Genomic DNA, 24,007 nt, shown 5'->3' with positions numbered 1-24,007 from the left:
CCATGCTCGACCGCCGCCTCAACGCCTATCGCCCGGACCTCGCCGATGAAAGGCTGACCGGGCGGGTAGAAGCGGCGCGGTTTGCCGCGGGAACGCCGATGCAGGTTTCCGCCCCGGTTGTCGACCTGCGTGCCGAACCGCGCATGGATAGCGGGCCGCAGACCCAGATGATCTTTGGCGATTCTGTCCGCGTCTTCGAGGAAATGGACGGTTGGTCGTGGGTTCAGGCAGAACGCGACGGTTATACGGGTTATGTCTCCGCTGCCGCGCTGGAACGCCCGGCGGGCGATGCCACGCATATGGTAGTGGTGCCCCGTACCTTCATTTATCCCGGCTCTGATCTTCGCTTCCCGCATACGAAGGCACTGTCGCTCGGTTCACGCGTGCGCATCGTCGGCGCTGCCGAGACGCGAGGCACGAAATATGCGTTGCTGGAAAGCGGTGAGGCGCTGATCGCAAGCCATCTTGCGCCGGTCTACGAACACGCGGCGGACTATGTGGCCGTTGCAGAAACCCTTCTTCACACCCCCTATCTATGGGGCGGCACGTCGGGCTTCGGCATCGACTGCTCCGGCCTCGTGCAACTTTCCATGTGGGTGGCGGGCCGCAAGGTTCTGCGCGATTCCGACATGCAACAGAACACGCTTGGCGAAATCGTCGAGCCCGATGCGAATTATTCGAACCTGAAGCGCGGCGATCTCGTCTTCTGGAAGGGCCATGTCGCCATCTGCGCATCGCCCGACATGCTGATCCATGCGAGCGGCCATACGATGACGGTCACGCTGGAACCGCTACAGGACGCCATCAAGCGAATTGCCTATCTCTATGATCTGCCGACGCTTATCCGAAGACCCTGAAAATGGGGCGGGGAATTCATGAAGGGAAAGACTACACTGACGGTTGCGGTTCTGCTGATCGGCTTCGCTTTCTCTTTTCCCTCCCCCGTTTCGACTGAAAAAATTGCGCGCATGACCATTCCCGCGTCACCTCCCGCTTTCGCCGATTTAAACGGCATCCAGATGTACTACAGGATCGTCGGTAGCGGTTCGCCGATCCTGCTTATTCCCGGTGGCTTGTCCGACCAGCATGTGTGGGATGCGCAGCTTCCAATCCTTGCGCGTCACCACACGGTGATCGTCGCCGACAGCCGCGGACAGGGACGTTCCACTCGCACGGTAGAGCCGATCACCTATGGTTTGATGGCAGACGATTATGTGGCGCTGCTCGATTTTCTCCACATCGATAAGGTCGATCTCGTCGGCTGGAGCGATGGCGGCATTATCGGCCTCGATATCGCCATGCGTTATCCCGAGCGGCTGAAAAGCCTTTTCGCGCAGGCGGCAAACGCCACGCCCGACGGCAATACCGGTTATGTCGAGGCACGAGCCGAAGGAAAGCCGATACCGGAACTGCGCCATTATGAGAGCATTGACAGGGAAATTCATGCGCTCTGGGCCAACGAGCCGAATTATACGGATGCGGACTTGTCCCGCATCCGCGTGCGCACGGCGATTGTCATCGGTGATCGCGATACCGCCATCACGCGCGAGCATACAGAGTTCATTGCCAGCCAGATACCGGGCGCAGAGCTGATTATTCTGCCCGATGCCGGGCATGGCGTTCCCGTTGAAAACCCACGTCTTTACGCCCACACGGTGCTGCGTTTCATCGACGGCAAGAATGCCGAAGAAACGCAGACCGCAAGCCGGAAAAGTTAAACCCGGTTCGGCAATACGCGGTCGGGCGGGCGATGTCCGTCGACAAAAGCCTTGATGTTGATGATGACCTTGTCGCCCATGTCGATGCGGCCTTCCATGGTGGCCGACCCCATATGGGGCAACAGGACGACCTTGCCTTTTTCGGCAAGCGCCAGCAGGCGAGGATTGACCGCCGGTTCGTTCTCGAACACGTCCAGACCGGCGCCAGCCAGCTTGCCCTGCTCGATCAGTTCGATCAGCGCATTTTCGTCGATGATCTGGCCGCGGGCCGTATTGACCATATAGGCGGTCGGCTGCATCAGTGCGATGCGACGTGCAGACAGCAGATGGAATGTGGCGGGCGTCGAAGGGCAGTTGACCGAGATGATATCCATCCGGGCCAGCATCTGGTCGAGACTGTCCCAATAGGTCGCTTCCAGCTCTTCCTCGACCTGCGGGCTGACGCGTTTGCGGTTGTGATAGTGAATGGAAAGTCCGAAAGCCTTGGCGCGGCGGGCAACAGCCGTACCGATGCGCCCCATGCCGACAATGCCGAGGCGTTTGCCCCAGATACGCCGCCCGAGCATCCAGGTAGGCGACCAGCCCGGCCACTGCCCGTGGCGCTCGCCCAGCATGTTGGCGCCTTCCACCAGACGTCTTGGCACGGAGAGCAGCAGCGCCAGTGTCATGTCCGCCGTATCCTCGGTGAGAACATTGGGCGTATTGGTGACGGTAATTCCGCGCTTTGCGGCTGCGGCAACGTCGATATTGTCGACGCCATTGCCGAAATTTGCGATCAGCTTGAGATTGGGGCCAGCCTGTTCGATTGCCGCCGCGTCGATGACATCCGTGATGCAGGGCACCAGAACGTCCGCTTCTTTCATCGCGGCGATGATTTCCGGCTGATTCATGCGGTGGTCGTCTATGTTCAGACGCGCATCAAACAGTTCCCGCATTCGGGTTTCCACTGGGTCCGGCAATTTTCGCGTAAGAACGACCAGCGGTTTCTTCTTGTTCGACATCTCCACCCCATTGTTGAGCAAAGCCCCCGGAACAGCCTGTAGTGTAATCAACCGACAGGGCGCGCTCCAAGAAATTTCCTGCACATTTCCAAGGGAAACCTACTCCCACATTTCCCGAAAATGCGTTAACCGAAGCTTCATGTTGAGACCTCCTTAACCAAGGCGGTGCAATATGGGATATTGCTTCGGCTGAACATCTCTATCAAGGCGAAGCGGCAAAGACAAAGAAAAACCGGAAGCTTCAAGTGCCTCTTGGAAAGCCTGCAACGACTTTCTGGAAAGGTGCATTTGAAATCAAATAATTAGGTCGCATCTCCATCTGTTGTACACAAATGGATGCACCGACCTGAAAACAGGACGGCAACGTCGCCTCGCAGCTCCCTTTACTGCCGAAGCTACTGCCGTTCTGTCGTGACAGGACGGCGAGAGGTCGCAGTTTGTACAGAGTACTTTCGCAACGCTTTTGGATAGCCACGCTCGGCTTTCTGGCATTTTTTCTCATTCTGGCGCCGCTTGGCGCTTCGCACAGACATGCCTCACAGGCTGCAGAACCCGCAGGCACCACTGTCGGCGCGAGCGGACTTCCCGTTCCGCGTTTCGTCAGCCTTAAACCTGCTCGCGTCAATCTGCGCATCGGACCGGGGCGTGATTATGCGGTTTCATGGCTTTTCATGAAGGCAGGACTGCCGGTCGAAATCATTCAGGAATATGACAACTGGCGCCGTATCCGCGATGCCGACGGCACGGAAGGCTGGGTTTACCAGTCGCTGCTTTCTGGCAAACGAACCGCTATCACAGCCCCCTGGCTCAAGAACGATCAGGGTTCAATGATCAATATGCGCCGCGATGCCAGCGATACAGCGGGGCTGGTGGCCGAGATCGAGCCGGGTGTGGTCGGGACTGTGCGCGAGTGCACCGGCCAGTGGTGCCGGGTGGACATGGGCGGGGTCCGCGGCTGGATAAAGCAATCGGATCTCTGGGGCGTTTATCCCGGAGAGGTTTTCGACTGACCCCTTCCTGCGGTGTTTGATAACGGACCGGCCAAGCTTGACTTCGCCCGGCACGAACCGATATTGCGATTAGAGCGCCGGTTTCACTCAATCAGATCGGCTGCGTGCTGAATTGAAATTTTGAAGGAGTTTTATGCGCAGACGTTCATCGCTGCCGTTTTAACGGATTTGAACCCGCCCGTGCGGCGGAACTCTTGTGCATATTCAAAACTCTGGAAATCATGAAAAATCACGAAGCAATAATCCGCGCCTATGATGGGTCGGATAAATCATCCTTGTCATCCATCTGGTATAGAGCCTCCCTGGAAGCCCATTCCTTTCTTGGAGAAGACCGACTTCAAGAGCAGCGCAGGCTCATAGAAGACGTCTATCTTGAAAACGCGGAAACATGGGTTGCGGCAATCGATGGCAGGCCGGTGGGCTTTATCGGTCTGCTCGATAGTTTCATCGGCGGGCTGTTCGTTGACCCCGACGTTCAAGGCCGTGGAATAGGACAGATTCTGATTCATCACGCCTTGGCATTGAAGGGCGAGTTATCGCTCGAAGTCTATGCCGACAACGAACGAGCATGCCGTTTCTATAGCCGCCTGGGTTTCAAAGTCGCCGGCGAGCGAGCGGAAGACGACGACGGCCTTCCCTTCCGCAACATTCAAATGGAACTGAAAGGCTGACAAGCGAGCGGGGCGAAAAATCGCCCCGCTTCCACTTGATGTTTCACCAGGCAGGAATCACCGATCCCTTGAACGTCGTGGCGATGAATTCCTTCACTTCATTGCTGTGATAGGAAGAGATCAGCGCCTTCACCCAGTCGGCATCCTTGTCTGCGGTACGAACGACAAGAATATTGACGTAAGGCGCCTTTTCGCCTTCCCGCACCAGCGGGTCGGTTGCCGGGTTCAGACCCGCTTCCATGGCATAGTTGGTGTTGATGACGGCAGCATCGACGTCTTCCATCGAACGCGGAAGCTGGGCGGCATCAAGCTCAACGAATTTCAGGTTCTTCGGGTTCTCGACGATATCGAGGGCGCTGACTTTCAGCCCCTTGGACGGATCGAGCTTGATGATGCCGTTTTCGGCAAGAACGAGCAAAGCGCGCCCGCCATTGGTGGGATCGTTGGGAATCGCAATCGTCGCGCCGTCGGTGAGCTCGGAGATATTCTTCAATTTCTTCGAATAAAGCCCCATTGGAAAGTTGACGGTTTCGGCAACGCTCACAATTTCGAAACCGCGATCGGCCACCTGATTGTCGAGATAGGGCTTGTGCTGGAACGAGTTCGCTTCCAGCGCACCATCCGCGAGCGCCATGTTCGGAATGACATAATCCGAGAATTCCTGAATATCGATTTCCAGGCCGTTCTTTTCCGCGACTTCCTTCACCTTTTCCATGATCTGGGCGTGCGGCCCCGGAGTTACGCCGATCCGTATGGTTTTTGCAAAGGCGCTGCCGGCGGTGAAGACGGCGAGGATGGTTGCGGCGACAAGCAGTTTGCGCATGATATCTCCATGGAATGGGCCCGGCCGAAATCTGGGAGGCGATTCACCCGGGACAGCAGAATTTTTTCCCTTTTCAGCTCCATGCGCGCCAATAGGCAACAAAAAAAAGCGGCCATGGCCGCTTTCTTTTAATTTCGACTGAAACAGGGCGCCCTGTTACTGGCCCTTGCGGCGCAGGCGAACGATGATATCCACATTGACGATTTCCATGCCGTCCGGCGCATCGGGCATGTTGGCAACCGTAGGCTGGCCTTTTTCGCCATGCGGAATATCGAACACGACATTTTCTCCTTCCAGGAAGAAATGCTGGTGGTCCGAAATATTCGTATCGAAATAGGTCTTCGAGCCTTCAACCGCAATGATGCGCAGCATGCCCGCTTCCGTGAACTGGTGCAGCGTGTTGTAAACCGTTGCAAGCGACACCGGCACGTCGGCCATGACAGCCTCTTCGTGGAGATCTTCCGCAGACAGATGGCGATCACCCTGGGCGAAGATCAGGCTCGCAAGCGCAACGCGTTGCCGCGTCGGACGCAGGCCCGCGCGGCGGAGCTGCTCTTCCATCGAGACCGTCGAGTGGGTATGTGAAGACTGCATATTCACCGTTGGTTCCGTCACAAGCTTGTTGCAAAATCATCAATCGTCAAACGGGCTGTTGCCCATTGCATACTGACATTGATATATGCCGTTGCGAAATAACTATCAATAGCCTTGGGAATTGCGCGGTTTTTCGGATAAACCCCGAATTAATCCAAGGCATGATTTTACTGCCGGAAACTGTCTGTGGTAGGGATGTTCCGGTGAAACCTACAATTGGGCCGGATTGCCGGTCGATACAGAATGAACCTCAAGGGAGGCGTAATGGCAGAACAGAAATCAAGCTACGGGTATGAAGAACTCCTGGCCTGCGCGCGCGGCGAGATGTTCGGCCCCGGCAATGCTCAGCTTCCCCTGCCTCCGATGCTGATGGTCCATCGCATCACAGATATTTCCGAAACCGGCGGCGAGTTCGACAAGGGCTATATCCGCGCCGAGTATGATGTGCGCCCCGACGACTGGTATTTCCCGTGTCATTTCATGGGCAATCCAATCATGCCGGGCTGCCTTGGCCTTGACGGCATGTGGCAGCTGACCGGTTTCTTCCTCGGCTGGCTCGGCGAGCCGGGCCGCGGCATGGCTCTCTCCACCGGCGAAGTCAAGTTCAAGGGCATGGTGCGCCCGCATACCAAGCTTCTTGAATATGGCATCGATTTCAAGCGCGTCATGCGCGGCCGCCTCGTGCTCGGCACGGCTGACGGCTGGCTGAAAGCCGATGGCGAAACCATCTACCGGGCAACCGATCTTCGTGTCGGTCTGTCGAAGGACAGTGAGGGCCAGTAAGGCGCCTCAATCATCATCATCCACGAGCGCGACTGCAAAAAGTGAACAGTTTTCATGCGGCCGCGCTCAAAACATGCGAAGATCTCACCTATGTAACCGTGAACAAGCGGCAGTCCGCAATAAGGGCGCGTCGCTCACGGAACAGGTGTAAAGGAGAACGCGATGCGGCGTGTGGTCGTAACGGGTATGGGGATCGTATCCTCGATTGGTAACAACACCGAAGAAGTCACGGCTTCGCTGCGTGAAGCAAAGTCCGGCATTTCCCGCGCTGAGGAATATGCTGAGCTCGGCTTCCGCTGCCAGGTGCACGGTGCCCCGAAAATCGACGTTGAAGCCCTCGTCGACCGGCGCGCGATGCGTTTCCATGGCCGTGGCACGGCCTGGAACCACATTGCCATGGATCAGGCCATTGCAGATGCGGGGCTTTCCGAAGAGGAAATCTCCAACGACCGCACCGGCATCATCATGGGTTCCGGCGGTCCTTCGACCCGCACCATCGTCGATTCCGCGGACATCACCCGCGAAAAAGGTCCGAAGCGGGTCGGCCCGTTTGCCGTGCCGAAAGCCATGAGCTCGACGGCTTCCGCGACGCTTGCCACGTTCTTCAAGATCAAGGGCATCAATTATTCGATTTCGTCGGCCTGCGCGACCTCGAACCATTGCATCGGCAATGCATTCGAAATGATCCAGTATGGCAAGCAGGACCGCATGTTCGCAGGCGGCTGCGAGGATCTCGACTGGACGCTTTCGGTGCTGTTCGACGCCATGGGCGCAATGTCGACCAAATATAACGACAGGCCCGCCACCGCTTCCCGCGCCTATGACAAGAACCGCGACGGTTTCGTTATCGCAGGCGGTGCCGGTGTTCTGGTGCTGGAAGATCTCGAAACCGCCCTTGCGCGTGGTGCGAAGATCTACGGCGAAATCGTTGGCTACGGTGCCACTTCTGACGGCTACGACATGGTGGCTCCGTCCGGCGAAGGCGCGATCCGCTGCATGAAAATGGCGCTTTCGACCGTCAAAACCAAGATCGACTACATCAACCCGCACGCCACTTCGACGCCTGCCGGCGATGCGCCGGAAATCGAAGCCATCCGCCAGATTTTCGGATCCGGCGACGCCTGCCCGCCGATTGCCGCCACCAAGTCTCTGACCGGCCATTCGCTCGGTGCAACAGGCGTGCAGGAAGCGATTTATTCGCTTTTGATGATGCAGAACAATTTCATCTGCGAAAGCGCACATATCGAAGAACTGGACCCCGCCTTCGCGGACATGCCAATCGTGCGCAAGCGCATCGACAATGCTCAGCTCAACACCGTGCTCTCCAACTCTTTCGGATTTGGCGGCACCAATGCAACGCTGGTGTTCCAGCGTTACCAGGGCTGACGGAGAGGGAAATATGGAAGGTTTGATGAAGGGAAAACGCGGCCTGATCATGGGGGTCGCGAATAATCACTCACTCGCCTGGGGAATTTCGAAACAGCTCGCCGCACAGGGTGCCGAACTCGCCTTCACCTATCAGGGCGATGCGCTGGGCAAGCGCGTGAAGCCGCTTGCCGAACAGGTGGGTTCGGATTTCGTGCTGCCTTGCGATGTGGAAGATATCGAATCGGTCGATGCGGTTTTTGCCGAAATCGAGAAGAAGTGGGGCAAGCTCGATTTCATCGTTCACGCCATTGGCTTTTCCGACAAGAACGAACTGAAGGGTCGCTACGCAGACGTCACCACGCGCGAAAATTTCAGCCGCACCATGGTGATTTCCGCCTACTCCTTCACGGAAATGGCACAGCGCGCCGAAAAGCTCATGAAGGACGGCGGCTCGATCCTGACGCTGACCTATGGCGGATCGACGCGCACCATTCCGAACTACAACGTCATGGGCGTTGCCAAGGCAGCACTTGAAGCCATGGTTCGTTATCTTGCTGCCGATTACGGCCCGCAGGGCATCCGCGTCAACGCCATTTCGGCGGGCCCGGTGCGCACGCTGGCCGGTGCCGGCATTGGCGATGCGCGTGCGATCTTCAGCTATCAGCGTCGCAATTCGCCGCTGCGCCGCACTGTCGATATCGATGATGTGGGCAAATCGGCAGTCTATCTGCTGTCCGACCTGTCAAGCGGTGTCACCGGCGAAATCCATTATGTGGATTCCGGCTACAACATTGTTTCCATGCCCACGCTCGAAGAGCTGAAAAGCTCCGACGCCGAGCGCGGCGAATAAGCGTTCCAGAATTGAAAAAGCCGCCTTTCGAGGCGGCTTTTTGTTTTACTTCTTCGCATCGTATATCTTGAAGCCGCTTGCTTCCTCAAGCAGCGTTACATTCTTGAACAACCCTTTGAGCGTCGCCTCATAAGGCAGCTGGCGGTTCGCGACCATCAGCAGACGCCCACCCGGCTTGAGACGCGACGCGGCGGCCGCAATAAATGCCTGACCAAGCGAGACATCCGTCGCCCGCCCCTCGTGGAAGGGCGGGTTCATGACCACAGTGTCATAGATGCCCGTCAACTTCTCGCTCGTCACATCGAACCAGTTGAAGCGGATCGGCACTGACGCACCGAGCCGTTCCAGATTGCCGCGTGCGGCTTCCAGAGCCTCAAAATCGGCCTCATAAAGATCGATTGCGTTGATGCGATCAGCATATTTCAGGCTCTGCGCTGCGAGATAGCCCCAGCCCGCGCCAAGATCGGCGACATGGCCGAAAACGATCTTTTCCATATGCGGCACGAGCAAGGCCGACCCCTTGTCGATGACGCCATGCGAAAACATGCCGGGTTCGGTCCGGAATACTTCGTCAATATCTGCAGCAAGCGGCTTCAGCGCGGCGATAAAATCGTCGGTGAGATCGGCGGGCCTTCTCAGCCAGAACACCACGGCATGATTCTTCGACATGCGGTCGCTGATCTCGGTAATATTGCCGACCCATTTCCGAAAACTGTCGATGCCGAGCTTCTTGTCCCCGGACACGGCAATCCACCCGCCCGGCTCAACACGCGCCAGAAGCTCCGCAAACCACGCCTCATTGCGTCCGCGATGTTTTCCAAGCATAAGCAGCCCGCCGGAAAAACGGCTCTCCTCGTCCAATTTGGGGCCTAATCTGGGAACTGCTTTGAAGCCTTCCTTTTCCAGTGCCAGCCAATCGGGGCGCCATGGCTGCAGGAACGTCAGTGCCTGTTTCCATTCATCTTCAAGACGCCGGTCGGCGGAAAGACCGCAAGCGAGGAAGGACTGGCCTTCTTCGGGTATATCCAGAATGCCCTGATCGAACGGGAGAAAGAGTGTTTGCTGAGCCGGTGGGGTCATAGGTGTAATCATGGTTCATCCATGGTCTTGAAATAAATCCCATGCAACAAAAAAGCGCGCCTTGCGGCGCGCTTTCCGATTTCAGTGAAGAGGCAACGCTTATTCAGCGTCAGCTTCTTCCTTCTTCTTTTCCTGGACGATTTCCTTGCCGGTTTCCTGATCGACAACCTTCATCGACAGGCGAACCTTGCCGCGCTCGTCGAAGCCCATCAGCTTGACCCAGACCTTCTGTCCTTCCTTGACGACATCGGTGGTCTTGGCAACGCGGTCGGAAGCGAGCTGCGAGATGTGAACCAGACCGTCACGCGGGCCGAAGAAGTTCACGAACGCGCCGAAGTCCGCGGTCTTGACGACCGTACCTTCGTAGATTTCGCCGACTTCCGGTTCGGCAACGATCGAATGAATCCACTTCTTGGCGGCTTCGATTTCCTTGCCGTTGGACGAAGCGATCTTCACCGTGCCGTCGTCTTCGATGTTGATCTTGGCGCCGGTCTTTTCCACGATTTCGCGGATGACCTTGCCGCCCGAACCGATAACGTCACGGATCTTGTCGGTCGGGATGTTCATCACTTCGATGCGCGGAGCGAATTCGCCCAGTTCTTCACGCGACGTGGACAGAGCCTTCGCCATTTCGCCGAGGATGTGGACGCGGCCGCCCTTGGCCTGTTCCAGAGCAACCTTCATGATCTCTTCGGTGATACCGTCGATCTTGATGTCCATCTGCAGCGAAGTGATGCCGTTTTCCGTACCGGCAACCTTGAAGTCCATGTCGCCAAGGTGATCTTCGTCACCCAGAATGTCGGAGAGAACGGCGAAGCGTTCGCCTTCCTTGATCAGGCCCATGGCGATACCGGCAACCGGACGCGCGAGCGGAACGCCTGCATCCATGAGAGCCAGCGAGGTGCCGCAAACGGTCGCCATCGAGGACGAGCCGTTCGATTCCGTGATCTCGGAAACCGCGCGGATCGTGTATGGGAACTGCTCTGCCGCAGGCAGCATCGGATGGATAGCGCGCCATGCGAGCTTGCCATGACCGATTTCGCGGCGGCCCGGCGAACCCATGCGGCCGGTTTCACCAACGGAGTACGGCGGGAAGTTGTAGTGCAGCATGAAAGGCTGCTTGTAGGTGCCGGTCAGGGCGTCGATCATCTGTTCGTCTTCGCCGGTGCCGAGCGTGGCAACAACGATAGCCTGCGTTTCACCACGGGTGAACAACGCCGAACCGTGGGTGCGCGGCAGAAGGCCGACTTCCGACACGATCGGACGAACGGTCTTCAGATCGCGACCGTCGATGCGGCTGCCGGTATCGAGAATGTTCCAGCGAACGATCTTGGCCTGCAGATGCTTGAAAATGGTCGCAAACTGTTCCGGCGACATTTCGGTTTCTTCCACGCCTTCGGGGAAGAAATGCTCCTTCGCCTTTGCCTTGGCGGCATCGACGGCGGCGTAACGGGCCTGCTTCTCGGTGATCTTGTAAGCGTCGCGCAGGTCGTTTTCGACAACGGCGAGCATCTTGGCTTCGAGGGCCGACAGGTCTTCCGGCTGGAAGTCGCGCGGTTCCTTGGCAGCAACCTCAGCGAGCTTGATGATCGCATCGATCACAGGCTGGAAGCCCTTCTGGCCGAAAACAACGGCGCCCAGCATGACTTCTTCGGAAAGTTCCTGTGCTTCCGATTCAACCATCAGCACGGCTTCCGACGTACCGGCGACCACCAGATCGAGCTTCGATTCCGGCATTTCGTCGATATTCGGGTTCAGGACGTATTCGCCATTGATGTAGCCGACGCGTGCGCCGCCGATCGGGCCCATGAAAGGCACGCCCGAAATGGTGAGCGCTGCGGAAGCTGCAACCATGGACAGGACGTCCGGATCGTTTTCCAGATCGTGCTGGACGACGGTGATGACAACCTGTGTGTCGTTCTTGTAGCCATCGACGAAGAGCGGGCGGATCGGGCGGTCGATCAGGCGCGAAACCAACGTTTCGTTTTCGCTCGGACGACCTTCACGCTTGAAGTAGCCACCCGGAATCTTGCCGGCGGCATAGGTCTTTTCCTGATAGTTGACGGTCAGGGGGAAGAAATCCTGGCCCGGCTTTGGTTCCTTGGCAGAAACGACAGTCGCCAGAACGACGGTTTCGCCATAGGTTGCCAGAACAGCGCCGTCGGCCTGACGGGCGATCTTGCCGGTTTCGAGCGTGAGCGGACGACCGCCCCATTCGATTTCTACTTTATGGGTATTGAACATATCTTGTCCTCATGTGGTGATGCCGCGCAAAAGCGCCTGAAGGCATCGCCTCGGTTGGCGGACGGGCCACGGGCAAGACAACGGGAAGTTCGTGATGTGCCGGAACATTCGTTTCCGAATGCGCTCTGACACGAACTGCCTGCAATCCTGCCCCATGACTGGTCCAGGTCATGAGCCTTGTGGGCTCTTCATAGGCATGACGGAATGCACCCGGTGCGTCGTTTCATGCCAGCGGGCGTTCGCCCGATAGAGCGGATGCGCTCACATATGTTCGCGCTTCAACTCAATCTGTTGTTTCCAGGCATGTCTTCGTCCCAAAACCGGTTCCCGCTCTTGGGAGACATGCTCACAGTCGCATTCGATCGGTTCGCGGCTATCCGCACGACCAAATGCCTATAAATCAAACGGGCGACGTTTTGAAGCGTCGCCCGATTTCAACCTTAGCGGCGCAGGCCGAGACGGCCGATCAGCGCCTGATAACGCGCTTCGTCAATGCCCTTGACATAGTCAAGAAGGCGACGACGCTGCGAAACCAGCTTCAGAAGGCCGCGACGCGAATGATTGTCATTCTTGTGGCCCTTGAAGTGTTCGGTGAGGTTGGCGATACGCTCGGAAAGAACGGCAACCTGTACTTCAGGAGAACCGGTGTCGCCTTCCTTGGTGGCGTATTCCTTGATAAGTGCTTGCTTGCGCTCAGCAGTAATCGACATCGTAACACCCTTTCTAGATGAGAGGAAAACCAGACGCCCGGGCCGGGATGTCGTCCAGCGCGGGCCATTTACACGATCTGACATGCTGTTACGCATGATCGATGAGGGGCATATAGTGCAAAAATGGCAAGAATGCCAGTCTCAATTCGATTTGCCGCCTCACCGCGATCTTTCGGCAAGCGTCAGCCCGTTGTGAAAACGCGCTTCGGCTTGAACTGCCCGTGCTCGATATAGCCGATGGCAAGCAGTTTTCCCCGCGTGGTGACACAGGCTTCGTCCGCTTCCAAAGGCGCATCGCGACCACGCAGGATCACCGGATTACCGAGACGCACGCGCTGCGCCTGATCGTCGGAAAGCGGCACCTGCGGCAGGCAGTCGAGGGCTGCACCCGTATCGATGACCAATGCGTCAATCGCCGAAAAATCGCGACGCGGGGCCGGCTCGACGATATTGCCTTCCTCGTCTTTCGGCGGAAGCGGCGGCCATGCCTGTTCCAGTTCCGCCAGCGTCACGGAATCCTCTTCCGTGAACGGGGCAACTTCAATGCGGCGCAGCTCCGAAATATGACCGTAGCAGCCAAGATCGCGGCCCATGTCGCGTGCCAGCGAGCGCACATAGGTGCCCTTGGAGCATTCGACTTCGAACTCGGTGCGGTCGGCATCCGGAATACCGACGATTTCCAGCCGGTCTATCTCGACTTCGCGGGACGGGATTTCGACCGTCTCGCCTTCACGGGCGAGGTCATAGGCGCGCTCGCCATCAATCTTGATGGCGGAGAATTGCGGCGGAACCTGTGAAATGACGCCGGTATAATTCGGCAGCAATGCCTCGATATCGCCGCGCGACGGCCGCTTGTCCGAGGTCTTGGTCGGCTGGCCCTCGAGATCGTCCGTAGAGCGCTCCTCGCCCCAGCTGACCGTAAAACGATAGATCTTGGTCCCATCCATGACATAAGGCACGGTCTTGGTCGCTTCGCCGAGTGCTATGGGAAGCATACCGGAGGCAAGCGGATCAAGTGTACCGGCGTGGCCGGCCTTTTCTGCATTGAACAGCCACTTGATCTTCGAGACCGCCTCGGTCGATCCCATCCCTTTTGGCTTGTCAAAAATGACCCAGCCGGATATCGGGCGACCTTTTTTCTTGCCCCGTCTTGCCATGCTTTATTCGTCTCCATTGCGGGAAGCCTTGTCTGCCTCCCCGTCTTTTTCATCATCGTGCCCAAGATCGCGAGCGACTTCCGGCGAGCGGAGCAGCGCATCGATCTTGGAAAAATTGTCAAAGCTGGTATCGGCCCGAAAGCGGAATTCCGGCATGTATTTCATCTGGCTGAGGCTGGGCGCCATGCGTCCGCGAATGAACTTTGCGTTTGCGGCCAGCGCCTTGATGACCGCCTGCGTGTCGGCATCGCCGAGCGGAGTGATGAAGCAGGTCGCGATCTTGAGGTCGGGCGACATGCGCACTTCCGAGACGGAGATCACAGTGCGCGCGATGAGTTCGTCGCGGATTTCTCCGCGCTGAAGCACCTGCGCCAATGCGTGGCGGACCTGTTCGCCGACGCGAAGCTGACGCTGTGAAAGGCCGCCTGAGCCTTTCGGATCTGGAGAACGTGCCATGGCTATATCCTCGATAAACGGCCGCCAATCGGCATCCAATCCCGAAGGACTGTCCGACAACATGACTACAAATTGGCAGGCGCAATAATACGCAACTTACCACAATCCAGCCGGGAGTCAGACCCTCTGGACCGGATAATGAAAAGCCGGGCCACCTCTCGGCAGCCCGGCTGTACAGTAATTAGAGCGTGCGCGAAACGTGTTCGACGCGGAAGGCTTCGATGACATCGCCTGCGCGAATATCGTCGTAGTTCTCGAACGCCATACCGCATTCCTGACCGGCCGGAACTTCCGACACTTCGTCCTTGAAGCGCTTGAGCGTCTTGAGCTTGCCTTCGTGGATAACCACGTTGTCGCGGATAAGGCGGACGCCTGCGCCACGCTCGACCTTGCCTTCGGTGACACGGCAACCGGCGACCTTGCCGACCTTCGTGATGTTGAAGACTTCGAGAATCTCGGCATTGCCAAGGAAGGTCTCGCGGCGTTCCGGCGACAGAAGTCCCGACATCGCTGCCTTAACGTCATCGATGAGATCATAGATGATGTTGTAGTAGCGGATTTCGATGCCCTGCTGGTCGGCTGCGTCGCGGGCCTGCTTGTTGGCGCGGACGTTGAAGCCGATGATGGCTGCGTTGGAAGCCTCGGCCAGCGACACGTCGCTTTCCGTGATACCGCCTGCGCCCGAATGGACGATGCGAGCGCGAACTTCGTCGGTGCCAAGCTTGTCCAGCGCATTGCTGATCGCTTCGATGGAGCCCTGCACGTCGCCCTTGATGACGAGCGGGAATTCCTTCGTGCCCGAAACCTGAAGCTGGTTCATCATCTGCTCAAGCGAACCGCGTGCACCCGACTGGCGTGCAACAGCCTTGTCACGCGCCAGACGCTGACGGTACTCGGCGATTTCACGGGCCTTGGCTTCGTTGGCGACAACCGCGAACCGGTCGCCCGCCTGTGGCGTTCCCTGAAGGCCGAGGATTTCGACCGGCATTGCCGGGCCGGCTTCCTTGACATGCTCGCCACGGTCGTTGACCAGAGCGCGCACGCGGCCCCATTCGCTACCGGCGACGAGAATGTCGCCCGGATGCAGCGTGCCCTTCTGGACAAGAACGGTAGCAACGGAACCGCGACCGCGATCAAGCTGGGCTTCGATGACCACGCCCTCGGCGGTACGGGTCGGATCTGCCTGCAGATCCAGCATTTCAGCCTGAAGCAGAACAGCATCGAGCAACTTGTCGAGGTTGATCTTATTCTTGGCCGAAACCTCGACGTCGAGCACTTCACCGCCCATCGATTCGACGAAGACTTCGTGCTGCAGCAGGGCAGTGCGAACCTTCTGCGGATCGGCAGCAGGCTTGTCGATCTTGTTGATCGCCACGATGATCGGAACACCCGCCGCCTTGGCGTGGTTGATCGATTCAATCGTCTGCGGCATCACGCTGTCGTCAGCGGCCACCACCAGAATGGCAATATCGGTAGCCTGCGCACCGCGGGCACGCATCGCCGTGAATGCGGCGTGACCCGGCGTATCGATGAAGGTGATCTTCTGGCCGTTCTGCTCGACCTGATAGGCACCGATATGCTGGGTAATGCCGCCGGCTTCGCCCGACACGACATTGGCATGGCGGATGGCGTCGAGAAGCGATGTCTTGCCGTGGTCGACGTGGCCCATAATGGTCACGACCGGCGGACGCGAAACCATGGCAGCCTGATTGTCTTCCACATTGAAGATACCTTCTTCAACGTCCGATTCAGCAACGCGCTTGACGGTATGGCCGAATTCTTCGGCGATCAGCTGCGCGGTATCGGCGTCGATGACGTCGCCCGGCTTCATCATCTGCCCCTGCTTCATCAGGTACTTGATGATATCGACAGAGCGTTCAGCCATACGCTGGGCCAGTTCCTGAAGCGTAATGGTTTCAGGAATGGTCACTTCACGCGAAATCTTTTCGCGTGTTTCCTGCATCTGCGAACGCTTGAACTTTTCCTGACGACGACGCATCGCCGAAAGCGAACGCGAACGTCCTTCTTCCTCAAGATTGCTCGTCAGAGTGAGCTTGCCGCGGCGCCGATCATCCTCACCCTTGGTGGCTTTTGGTGCGCGCACTTCAGGCTTGGCAGGCGCGCCGCGACGGACTACGCCGCGACGATCGTCGTCGTCCTCCGACTGACCAGGCTTGCGAAGCTGGCTCTGCGGAAGCGGCTTGCCGGGAATCGGAGCGGCATCGACGAGGCTCGGTGCCGGGCGGGGTCCGCCTTGCTGCGGACGACCACCTTGCGGCGGGCGGTTACCCTGGGGACGACCGGCCTCACGCGGACGATTGCCTTGTGGCGCCGGACGCGCATCATCGCGACGCTCGGTGCGGGCTTCCGGCTGCGGCATGCGCTTGGCAGCCTCTTCCTCGGCCTTGCGGCGGGCATCCGCTTCAGCCTTGAGACGAGCTTCCTCTTCCGCCTGACGACGGGCAGATTCTTCACGTTCCTTGGCGCGGCGTGCTTCTTCCTCGGCGCGGCGCTTGGCTTCCTCGACAGCGCGTGCGCGTTCTTCAACTTCGCGTACCTGTGCCTCTTCGAGCGCGCGGCGGCGTGCATCCATTTCGGAGCGCGACAGCGTATTCAGCACCATGCCCGAGCGGTCGGACGGACGCGGGCGCTGTGCCTGCTGACCGCCTGGACGCTGCTGCGCCGGGCGCTGCTGCGCGACATGCGGCTTCGTTACCGAAGCTGCAGGTGCTGCCGGCTTCGGTGCCGGAGTTGCAGGTGCTGGCGCACGCACTGCCGGAGCGGGCTGTGCAGCCTGGGCAGGCTGTGCGGCCTGAGCCGGTGCAGGGGTTGCAGGCGCAGGAGCCGCCGGGGCAGGAGCAGTTGGCCGTGGGGCCGCCGCTTCGACTTCCGGCTTCTCGTCAGGCCGCGAGAATTTGCGCTTTTTCGTTTCAACGACGACAGCCTTCGTGCGGCCGTGGCTGAAATTCTGGCGCACGGTGCTCTGCTCGACGCCTGGCCGCTTCATGGTCAGCGTCTTCTTCGTATTAACGCTCAGCGTCTTGTCGTCGTTCGTTTTATCGCTCATTACGTTTCCGTTTCCTTCGCGGCTCCGGCCGCTCTACCCGAGCATTATCCAACGTGACCGGTCATGTTGGATAAAGCTCCAGTCATCCGCTTCAACGCGCAATCCGATCCGGGGTCTGCCAAGCCCCTCCAGAGTACGCTCTAATCCAGATCCGATGCGCTTTCACCGCGATAGCGATGCAATATAAGCGCCCGCTTTACGAACCCGGCTGCCGCCTTTCCTTCAAGTACGGCTGCATGTATCACATTTCCGCCCCCAAATGCCAAATCCATTTCTTCTCCCGTAAAAAGAGAGAAAGAAGGGATTTCCGGGCCATCCAGATGCACCACGGCGCGGCGAGCCTGATCAAGCTTGCGTACACCGTCGGCAGCGGCTTCCCTGGCGTGCAACACCATGGCGGCTGTCCCGGTGCGGATCGCCTGATCCACCTTGGTCGAACCCGACACCACGGCCCCGGCCTTGCGAGCCAGAGCGAGGCTACCGAGTGCAGATTTCGTCAGCAGCTGGTCAACCAGCGCGCCGAGATCCACCTGCGGCGTCACGCCTTCTTTCAGCGCCCTCGCAAAAAGCTTGCGCTTGACCGCTTCATCCACCAGACGACGCTCGGCTTTCACCCAGCATCCCCTGCCCGGCAGATTCCGTTTCAAATCCGGCACTACGGAACCGTCGGGACCGGCCACGAAGCGGATCATATCATCGGCAGAACCGCTTTCGCGCGTGACGATACAGGTTCTGTCATTCATATCCTGCTCCAACCGAACTCCAGTCTTGCCATATTGCGGTCTGCCCACGCATCGGACGTAACGCGGGCGCTGTACCAGAGCACAAGCCCTATCACAACCCGTAAGATGGCCGGAACCGCACTCGAAGCTGAACCGGCCAATCAATTCAAATGAACGACGGCCATTTTTCAGAGCTCAATTGCAAGAGCCGCATAGCTTACGCCCGAATGATCCCAGACGTAAGAAGCCATGCGGCTCTTTTATTCCGGAACGCTTCTTAGGAAGCGGCTTCCTCTTCGCCCGTTTCGGCTTCTGCTTCTTCTTCCTGAGCCGATGCCAGTTCTTCTTCCGTGATCCATCCTGCCTTCAAACGCGCAGTCAGGACCATCTGTTCCGCGTCAACGCGCGAAACGTCAAACGAAGAGAAGATACCGCTATGGGCGACGGTTTCACCGTCCTTGCGTTCACGCCAGCCGACCAGATCATCAACGGCATAACCAGCAAAGTCCTCGATGGTTTTTACGCCATCCTCACCGACAGCGACCAGCATCGCCGTAGTGATGCCCGGCAGCTCACGCAGTTCATCCTCGACGCCCAGTTCCTTGCGACGATCATCCTGTTCGCTTTCGATGCGATCCAGATATTCACGAGCGCGTTCCTGGATTTCGCCAGCCGTATCGTCATCAAACCCGTCAATGGAGGCGATTTCGCCCGGCTCGACATAGGCCAGTTCCTCAACGGATGCGAAACCTTCCGAAGCCAGAACCTGGCCAACCATCTCGTCAACGTTGAGGGCTTCCATGAAGAGCGTCGAACGTTCAGCAAATTCCTTCTGGCGACGTTCGGATTCTTCGTCTTCCGTCAGGATGTCGATGTCCCAGCCGGTGAGCTGGGAAGCGAGGCGCACGTTCTGGCCGCGACGACCGATTGCAAGTGATAGTTGGTCATTCGGGACGACAACTTCAATACGTTCGGCATCTTCATCGAGAACGACCTTGGCAACTTCAGCGGGCTGAAGCGCATTGACGATGAAGGAAGCCGCATCCGGCGACCACGGAATAATGTCGATCTTTTCGCCCTGCAGTTCGCCGACAACGGCCTGAACGCGGGAACCGCGCATGCCAACGCATGCGCCGACCGGATCGATGGAAGCGTCACGCGACACGACCGCAATCTTGGCGCGGGAACCCGGATCGCGGGCAACCGACTTGATTTCGATGATGCCGTCGTAGATTTCCGGCACTTCCATGGTGAAAAGCTTCGCCATGAAGGAAGGATGCGTACGCGACAGGAAAATCTGCGGACCGCGCTGTTCACGGCGCACGTCGTAGACATAGGCGCGAATGCGGTCGCCATAACGGAAAGCTTCACGCGGGATCAGCTCATCCCGGCGCACGATGGCTTCGCCACGGCCAAGATCGACGATCACATTGCCGTATTCGACACGCTTGACGGTGCCGTTGACGATTTCGCCAACGCGATCCTTGTATTCATCATACTGGCGGTCACGCTCGGCTTCGCGTACCTTCTGCACGATGACCTGCTTTGCCGACTGGGCGGCAATACGGCCAAAGTCCATTGGCGGAAGCTGATCGGCGATGAAATCGCCAATCTGTGCATCGGGATTGCGGTCACGGGCGGTGAAGAGCGAAATCTGGGTCGCGTAATCTTCCACATGCTCGACGACTTCGAGCAGGCGCTGCAGCTTGATCTCACCGGACTTTGCGTTGATATCGGCCCGGATATTGCTTTCCTGGCCGTAACGCGACCGCGCCGCCTTCTGGATCGCATCGGCCATGGCCGCAAGAACGATCTCGCGGTCGATCGACTTCTCGCGTGCGACCGCGTCGGCGATCTGCAGAAGCTCCAGCCTGTTAGCACTGACTGCCATTGGACTCTCCTTGGTGTCGCACCCGGCCCCTCAAGATGCCGGACGCCTGAAACTTATTCTTTATCTTCGGCTTCGCCCGATGCGGCTTCGCCGGACGGCTCGCCCGCTTCATCGCTACCCAGATCGTCACCCGGAATGCGGCCTTCGCGCAGGGCCTTGTCCTTGCGCAGCGCATCGCGGATCAGGTCGTCGGTCAGAACAAGGCGTGCATCCGAAATCAGATCAAATGGAATGCGGACAACAGGTTCGCTGCCATAGGAAATCTGGTCACTTTCGATCACGACGGATTCGGCGTCGCCGAGAACGATGCGCCCGCGGAACTTCTTGCGACCTTCGTGGACGATGGACGTTTCCACCTTTGCGATGTGACCGGCCCAGTCGGCAAAATCCGACTTGCGGACCAGCGGACGGTCAATACCGGGAGACGAAATCTCCAGATGGTATTTTCCGTTGATCGGATCTTCCACGTCGAGAACCGGCGCAACCGTGCGGCTGACCAGTTCGCAATCATCGACGGTCATCGTGCCGTCGGGGCGCTCGGCCATGATCTGCAGGGTCTGGCCGTTCAACCCCGAGAGACGCACGCGTACCAGCCGGAAGCCCAGCGTATTGATGATGGGCTCAATGATGGAAGCCACTTTCGCATCGATACCCGTCTCGCGAATGATGCGCTCGTCCGCGCCTGCCGAGAGCGTTTCTGCTTCGTTTGCCTGAACCTGTTCCGTCAACCTAAAAACCTTTCAAAAGGCTGGAAAGCCTCTTCAAGTTGGCCGCAAGTAACAAAAAAGAGCGGGTCCGGGAGGGCCCACTCTTGTTCAAACGACCAAGAATTTGAGACTTATATACCAGCGGAAGCGGATTTTTTCAAGACCGCTTCTGATGTTCGGATACACGCCTCTTTCATTGGCGGCTTTAACGGCGAATGAAGGTCAGATAGGCGGCACGGCGTCCCTCGCGAAAAGCCTTTGCTTCGTAGCGTGTGCCAGGCCAGCCTTCATAGGCGTCGTTCCAGTCGGATGGACCTTCTGCCTGCCAGTCGAACGCCTCATGACGACGGCAATGCTGCAAGGTCCAGTTCACATAATGTTCAATATCCGAGGCAAAGCGGAATTTTGCGCCGGGCTTCAGAACGCGGGCGAAGCGGTCCAGATTGGCGTCGCTCACGAAACGCCGCTTCCAGTGGCGGCGCTTGTGCCACGGATCGGGATAGAAAAGATCAATACCGGAAAGCGCAGCATCCGGCAGCCAGTCCAACACCGCCGTCGCATCCTCGTCATAGAGGCGCAGGTTTTGCCGTGACCCCCCATCCAGTGCCGCAAGCATCTTGGCCATGCCATTGATAAACGGCTCGACGCCAATAAAGCCGGTCTGCGGATAGCGGCCGGTTTCATGGTACAGATGCTCGCCGCCGCCGAAACCGATTTCCAGACGCACGGCATCAACCTTTGCTTCAAAGAGCGTGCGCAAATCCTGCGGTGCGGGATTTTCGACATCGATCTTCAGGCGCGGCAGAAGATCCTCGAACAGGTTCTTCTGATGGCTTCGCAAAGGCTTGCCATGGCGACGGCCGAAAAAGTTTCCAGCACCGCGCAGAGGATGAGATTCTTCGGTCATGTTTTGTCCGTCGGCACCATATCGGTGCTCTATCTATTTATTTTGACGCGCATCTTGTCCGAAAACCGTTCCCACTTTTCGGGATGCGCTAATAGCAGAAGAGCGCGATCCAAGACCGCGCTCCTCGAAATTTGTCGGGACACATAACGCCAAGCGGCTTTCGATGCAACTTCCTGCCGGGAAGTTACGCAACCGCTGCCTTAAGCGCCTTGGTCAAGTCGGTCTTCTCCCAGGAGAAGGAACCGTCGCGGCCCGGCTTGCGACCGAAATGGCCGTAAGACGAGGTCTTGGCATAGATCGGCTTGTTGAGATCGAGATGCTTGCGAATGCCCGTCGGCGACAGGTCCATGACTTCACGCAGCGCTTCCTCAACCGCAGATTCGGAAACTTTGCCCGTGCCATGCAGATCGACATAGACCGAAAGCGGCTGTGCGACGCCGATGGCATAGGAAAGCTGGATCGTGCAGCGGTCGGCGAGACCGGCAGCAACAACGTTCTTGGCGAGATAACGTGCTGCATAAGCGGCGGAACGGTCGACCTTGGTCGTGTCCTTGCCGGAGAATGCGCCGCCACCATGCGGAGCGGCACCGCCGTAAGTGTCCACGATGATCTTGCGGCCGGTCAGTCCCGCATCGCCGTCCGGTCCGCCAATGACGAATTTGCCGGTCGGATTGATGTACCAGTTGCAGTTGGCTGCTATCGGAAGGTCGCCGAGCGCTTCCCGGATATAGGGCTCTACAACCGAACGGACCTTCTTTGAATCCCAGCTAGCATCCAGATGCTGCGTGGAAAGAACGATCTGCGTGACCTCGGCGGCCTTGCCGTCCTCGTAGCGCACCGTGACCTGGCTCTTGGCGTCGGGACCGAGTTTGCCCGCGTCGCCCTCGCCCTTGTGCCGTGCTTCGGAAAGCTTTTCGAGAATCTTGTGCGAATAGTAGATCGGCGCCGGCATCAGATCCGGGGTTTCACGGCAGGCATAGCCGAACATGATGCCCTGATCGCCCGCACCTTCCTCGCCCTGACGGTCGGCGGCGTTGTCCACGCCCTGCGCGATGTCGGCGGATTGCGGATGCAGAAGAACGTCGATCTTCACGGTCTTCCAGTTGAAACCGTCCTGCTCGTAACCGATTTCACGGATCGCCTTGCGTGCCGCCGAACGGAAACGCGAAGGATTGATCAGAGGGTGCCCGGCAGCATCATGGGCGATAGTGCCGTCCTTATTCTTCTTCAGGAAAGTATCCGGCACGCGTACTTCGCCGGCAATAACCACCCGATTGGTGGTGGCAAGCGTTTCGCAGGCAACACGGACAGACCACGGATCGACGCCGGTGCGGCGCGCTTCCTTGTAGATCATGTCCACGATTTCATCGGAGATGCGGTCGCAAACCTTGTCCGGATGGCCTTCGGACACAGATTCGCTGGTGAAGAGATAAGAACTGCGCGACACGGGTAACCCCTCTTGAAAATCCAACGGAGAATATCTCCGCCATGGAAACACAGTAGCGCCCGGAACAGTTTCCAGCGGTCCGGGCACGGTTAATGTGTTAGCGAAGTTGGGATTGAACCGTCAATGCATATTCTTGTTGCGACAGCGCCACGGCAGGAAAATTCGTTCCGGATAACGTTTTCTGCCTGTTCCAGCGCCGTAAGGCGCAGAGCCGGCGGGACACGCCTATGTCCCGCGCTTATTGCTTTTTCCGGATATGCAATCAGTCAGCGTCTGCAGCGAGCGACTTCACGAGATCGATGATCTTGCGGCGCACTTTGGGATCTGAAATTTTCGTGAATGCGCGCGTCAACTGAACGCCTTCATTGGAATTCAGGAAATCGACCACGTAGGTCGCTTCATTATCTTCTGCAAAACCCGCCTGGTTCGAGGAACCCGGTGCGTCTTCAAAAAAGAAGGAAACCGGGACATTCAGAATTGCCGAGATCGCCTGAAGTCGGCTTGCACCGACGCGGTTGGTGCCTTTCTCGTATTTCTGGATCTGCTGAAAGGTAATCCCGAGATTTTCGCCGAGTTTTTCCTGACTGAGGCCCAGCATGTTACGACGAAGACGGATGCGGCTGCCGACATGCACGTCAATGGGGTTGGGCTTCTTTTTATTCTCAATCATACAACTGTCACTCCTCGCAGCTGCGAGCTTTCATTCATGCTCTGTTCATGTGAACAGCGATAACAATAAGTTTTGGGAGGTAGTCTGACGATTTTCCGCAAAAACCGTCGCCGCCGAGCCATAACATCGCA

At 58.1% G+C, this 24,007-nt stretch carries 22 protein-coding genes; 7 read left to right on the top strand and 15 right to left on the bottom strand.

What is annotated here, in order from left to right:
* Positions 1–2: 2 nt before the first annotated feature.
* On the top strand, positions 3–857 hold the full coding sequence (locus tag J9800_RS19365; RefSeq protein ID WP_114214405.1) for a C40 family peptidase: 855 nt from the start codon (positions 3–5) through the stop codon (positions 855–857).
* Between the two features lie 18 nt (positions 858–875).
* The gene (locus J9800_RS19360; protein WP_114214406.1) at positions 876–1,718 is read left to right on the top strand and encodes an alpha/beta fold hydrolase; all 843 of its coding nucleotides are present in this window, start codon (positions 876–878) and stop codon (positions 1,716–1,718) included.
* Here J9800_RS19360 and J9800_RS19355 read toward each other — a convergent pair.
* Positions 1,715–2,719: a 2-hydroxyacid dehydrogenase gene (locus tag J9800_RS19355; protein ID WP_112588495.1), complete on the bottom strand. Its 1,005-nt coding sequence runs from the start codon at positions 2,717–2,719 to the stop codon at positions 1,715–1,717. The two genes, J9800_RS19360 and J9800_RS19355, sit on opposite strands and share 4 nt — an antisense overlap.
* Positions 2,720–3,156: 437 nt before the next feature.
* Between J9800_RS19355 and J9800_RS19350 the strand changes: the two genes are divergently transcribed.
* On the top strand, positions 3,157–3,729 hold the full coding sequence (locus J9800_RS19350) for an SH3 domain-containing protein (protein ID WP_114214407.1): 573 nt from the start codon (positions 3,157–3,159) through the stop codon (positions 3,727–3,729).
* A 221-nt stretch (positions 3,730–3,950) separates the two neighbouring features.
* Positions 3,951–4,400 carry a GNAT family N-acetyltransferase gene (locus J9800_RS19345; RefSeq protein ID WP_114214408.1) on the top strand — a complete coding sequence of 150 codons (450 nt, stop codon included), beginning with the start codon at positions 3,951–3,953 and terminating at the stop codon, positions 4,398–4,400.
* Positions 4,401–4,443: 43 nt separating this feature from the next.
* Here the strand turns inward: J9800_RS19345 and J9800_RS19340 are convergent, their stop codons facing one another.
* Together J9800_RS19340 and irrA are read right to left on the bottom strand one after the other, a co-directional pair.
* Positions 4,444–5,223 (bottom strand): MetQ/NlpA family ABC transporter substrate-binding protein, encoded by a 780-nt coding sequence (locus J9800_RS19340; RefSeq protein ID WP_114214409.1) that lies wholly within the window; start codon positions 5,221–5,223, stop codon positions 4,444–4,446.
* 156 nt (positions 5,224–5,379) lie between these two features.
* On the bottom strand, positions 5,380–5,817 hold the full coding sequence (gene irrA, locus J9800_RS19335) for an iron response transcriptional regulator IrrA (RefSeq protein WP_025090646.1): 438 nt from the start codon (positions 5,815–5,817) through the stop codon (positions 5,380–5,382).
* Positions 5,818–6,081: 264 nt separating this feature from the next.
* On the opposite strand from irrA, the gene fabA reads away from it, so the two are divergent.
* The 3 genes from fabA to fabI all read left to right on the top strand — a co-directional run bounded on the left by fabA (position 6,082) and on the right by fabI (position 8,818).
* The gene (gene fabA, locus J9800_RS19330) at positions 6,082–6,600 is read left to right on the top strand and encodes a 3-hydroxyacyl-[acyl-carrier-protein] dehydratase FabA (RefSeq protein WP_006473091.1); all 519 of its coding nucleotides are present in this window, start codon (positions 6,082–6,084) and stop codon (positions 6,598–6,600) included.
* A 162-nt stretch (positions 6,601–6,762) separates the two neighbouring features.
* A complete protein-coding gene (gene fabB / locus J9800_RS19325; protein ID WP_112588487.1) occupies positions 6,763–7,986 on the top strand; it encodes a beta-ketoacyl-ACP synthase I in 1,224 nt (407 codons plus the stop codon).
* A gap of 13 nt (positions 7,987–7,999) precedes the next feature.
* Positions 8,000–8,818 carry an enoyl-ACP reductase FabI gene (gene fabI / locus J9800_RS19320; protein ID WP_112588485.1) on the top strand — a complete coding sequence of 273 codons (819 nt, stop codon included), beginning with the start codon at positions 8,000–8,002 and terminating at the stop codon, positions 8,816–8,818.
* 45 nt (positions 8,819–8,863) lie between these two features.
* Here the strand turns inward: fabI and J9800_RS19315 are convergent, their stop codons facing one another.
* From J9800_RS19315 to J9800_RS19260, 12 genes are all read right to left on the bottom strand, one after another.
* The gene (locus J9800_RS19315; protein WP_114214410.1) at positions 8,864–9,898 is read right to left on the bottom strand and encodes a class I SAM-dependent methyltransferase; all 1,035 of its coding nucleotides are present in this window, start codon (positions 9,896–9,898) and stop codon (positions 8,864–8,866) included.
* A 99-nt stretch (positions 9,899–9,997) separates the two neighbouring features.
* Positions 9,998–12,142, bottom strand: a complete 2,145-nt coding sequence (gene pnp, locus J9800_RS19310; RefSeq protein ID WP_114214411.1) for a polyribonucleotide nucleotidyltransferase — start codon at positions 12,140–12,142, stop codon at positions 9,998–10,000.
* A gap of 440 nt (positions 12,143–12,582) precedes the next feature.
* On the bottom strand, positions 12,583–12,852 hold the full coding sequence (gene rpsO / locus J9800_RS19305; RefSeq protein WP_006473093.1) for a 30S ribosomal protein S15: 270 nt from the start codon (positions 12,850–12,852) through the stop codon (positions 12,583–12,585).
* 182 nt (positions 12,853–13,034) lie between these two features.
* On the bottom strand, positions 13,035–14,009 hold the full coding sequence (gene truB / locus J9800_RS19300; protein ID WP_114214412.1) for a tRNA pseudouridine(55) synthase TruB: 975 nt from the start codon (positions 14,007–14,009) through the stop codon (positions 13,035–13,037).
* Positions 14,010–14,012: 3 nt separating this feature from the next.
* Positions 14,013–14,465, bottom strand: a complete 453-nt coding sequence (gene rbfA / locus J9800_RS19295; RefSeq protein ID WP_114214648.1) for a 30S ribosome-binding factor RbfA — start codon at positions 14,463–14,465, stop codon at positions 14,013–14,015.
* 181 nt (positions 14,466–14,646) lie between these two features.
* Entirely contained in the window at positions 14,647–17,532 is a 2,886-nt protein-coding gene (infB, locus tag J9800_RS19290) for a translation initiation factor IF-2 (RefSeq protein WP_114214413.1), read from the bottom strand.
* A 140-nt stretch (positions 17,533–17,672) separates the two neighbouring features.
* Positions 17,673–18,287 carry an RNA-binding protein gene (locus tag J9800_RS19285; protein ID WP_286191816.1) on the bottom strand — a complete coding sequence of 205 codons (615 nt, stop codon included), beginning with the start codon at positions 18,285–18,287 and terminating at the stop codon, positions 17,673–17,675.
* Between the two features lie 244 nt (positions 18,288–18,531).
* Positions 18,532–20,145 (bottom strand): transcription termination factor NusA, encoded by a 1,614-nt coding sequence (gene nusA / locus J9800_RS19280; RefSeq protein ID WP_112588473.1) that lies wholly within the window; start codon positions 20,143–20,145, stop codon positions 18,532–18,534.
* A gap of 53 nt (positions 20,146–20,198) precedes the next feature.
* Complete coding sequence (rimP, locus tag J9800_RS19275) at positions 20,199–20,873, bottom strand: ribosome maturation factor RimP (protein WP_112588471.1); 675 nt, start codon at positions 20,871–20,873, stop codon at positions 20,199–20,201.
* A 184-nt stretch (positions 20,874–21,057) separates the two neighbouring features.
* Entirely contained in the window at positions 21,058–21,759 is a 702-nt protein-coding gene (trmB, locus tag J9800_RS19270) for a tRNA (guanine(46)-N(7))-methyltransferase TrmB (RefSeq protein ID WP_114214414.1), read from the bottom strand.
* A gap of 184 nt (positions 21,760–21,943) precedes the next feature.
* Positions 21,944–23,206, bottom strand: a complete 1,263-nt coding sequence (gene metK, locus J9800_RS19265) for a methionine adenosyltransferase (protein ID WP_112588467.1) — start codon at positions 23,204–23,206, stop codon at positions 21,944–21,946.
* A gap of 262 nt (positions 23,207–23,468) precedes the next feature.
* Complete coding sequence (locus tag J9800_RS19260) at positions 23,469–23,876, bottom strand: helix-turn-helix domain-containing protein (protein ID WP_006468145.1); 408 nt, start codon at positions 23,874–23,876, stop codon at positions 23,469–23,471.
* Positions 23,877–24,007 lie beyond the last annotated feature (131 nt).

The sequence above is a fragment of the Ochrobactrum sp. AP1BH01-1 genome (assembly GCF_018066705.1).
In the GTDB taxonomy this organism is placed as follows: domain Bacteria; phylum Pseudomonadota; class Alphaproteobacteria; order Rhizobiales; family Rhizobiaceae; genus Brucella.
This window is presented reverse-complemented; position numbering and strand designations above follow the sequence as displayed.

What these genes read in the sequence shown, in the direction of transcription:
- J9800_RS19365 (WP_114214405.1), top strand. Translation starts at nt 3, where the DNA reads ATGCTCGACCGCCGCCTCAACGCCTATCGCCCGGACCTCGCCGATGAA.
- J9800_RS19360 (WP_114214406.1), top strand. Translation starts at nt 876, where the DNA reads ATGAAGGGAAAGACTACACTGACGGTTGCGGTTCTGCTGATCGGCTTC.
- J9800_RS19355 (WP_112588495.1), bottom strand. Translation starts at nt 2,719, where the DNA reads ATGTCGAACAAGAAGAAACCGCTGGTCGTTCTTACGCGAAAATTGCCG.
- J9800_RS19345 (WP_114214408.1), top strand. Translation starts at nt 3,951, where the DNA reads ATGAAAAATCACGAAGCAATAATCCGCGCCTATGATGGGTCGGATAAA.
- J9800_RS19340 (WP_114214409.1), bottom strand. Translation starts at nt 5,223, where the DNA reads ATGCGCAAACTGCTTGTCGCCGCAACCATCCTCGCCGTCTTCACCGCC.
- irrA (WP_025090646.1), bottom strand. Translation starts at nt 5,817, where the DNA reads ATGCAGTCTTCACATACCCACTCGACGGTCTCGATGGAAGAGCAGCTC.
- fabA (WP_006473091.1), top strand. Translation starts at nt 6,082, where the DNA reads ATGGCAGAACAGAAATCAAGCTACGGGTATGAAGAACTCCTGGCCTGC.
- fabB (WP_112588487.1), top strand. Translation starts at nt 6,763, where the DNA reads ATGCGGCGTGTGGTCGTAACGGGTATGGGGATCGTATCCTCGATTGGT.
- fabI (WP_112588485.1), top strand. Translation starts at nt 8,000, where the DNA reads ATGGAAGGTTTGATGAAGGGAAAACGCGGCCTGATCATGGGGGTCGCG.
- J9800_RS19315 (WP_114214410.1), bottom strand. Translation starts at nt 9,898, where the DNA reads ATGACCCCACCGGCTCAGCAAACACTCTTTCTCCCGTTCGATCAGGGC.
- pnp (WP_114214411.1), bottom strand. Translation starts at nt 12,142, where the DNA reads ATGTTCAATACCCATAAAGTAGAAATCGAATGGGGCGGTCGTCCGCTC.
- rpsO (WP_006473093.1), bottom strand. Translation starts at nt 12,852, where the DNA reads ATGTCGATTACTGCTGAGCGCAAGCAAGCACTTATCAAGGAATACGCC.
- truB (WP_114214412.1), bottom strand. Translation starts at nt 14,009, where the DNA reads ATGGCAAGACGGGGCAAGAAAAAAGGTCGCCCGATATCCGGCTGGGTC.
- rbfA (WP_114214648.1), bottom strand. Translation starts at nt 14,465, where the DNA reads ATGGCACGTTCTCCAGATCCGAAAGGCTCAGGCGGCCTTTCACAGCGT.
- infB (WP_114214413.1), bottom strand. Translation starts at nt 17,532, where the DNA reads ATGAGCGATAAAACGAACGACGACAAGACGCTGAGCGTTAATACGAAG.
- nusA (WP_112588473.1), bottom strand. Translation starts at nt 20,145, where the DNA reads ATGGCAGTCAGTGCTAACAGGCTGGAGCTTCTGCAGATCGCCGACGCG.
- trmB (WP_114214414.1), bottom strand. Translation starts at nt 21,759, where the DNA reads ATGACCGAAGAATCTCATCCTCTGCGCGGTGCTGGAAACTTTTTCGGC.
- J9800_RS19260 (WP_006468145.1), bottom strand. Translation starts at nt 23,876, where the DNA reads ATGATTGAGAATAAAAAGAAGCCCAACCCCATTGACGTGCATGTCGGC.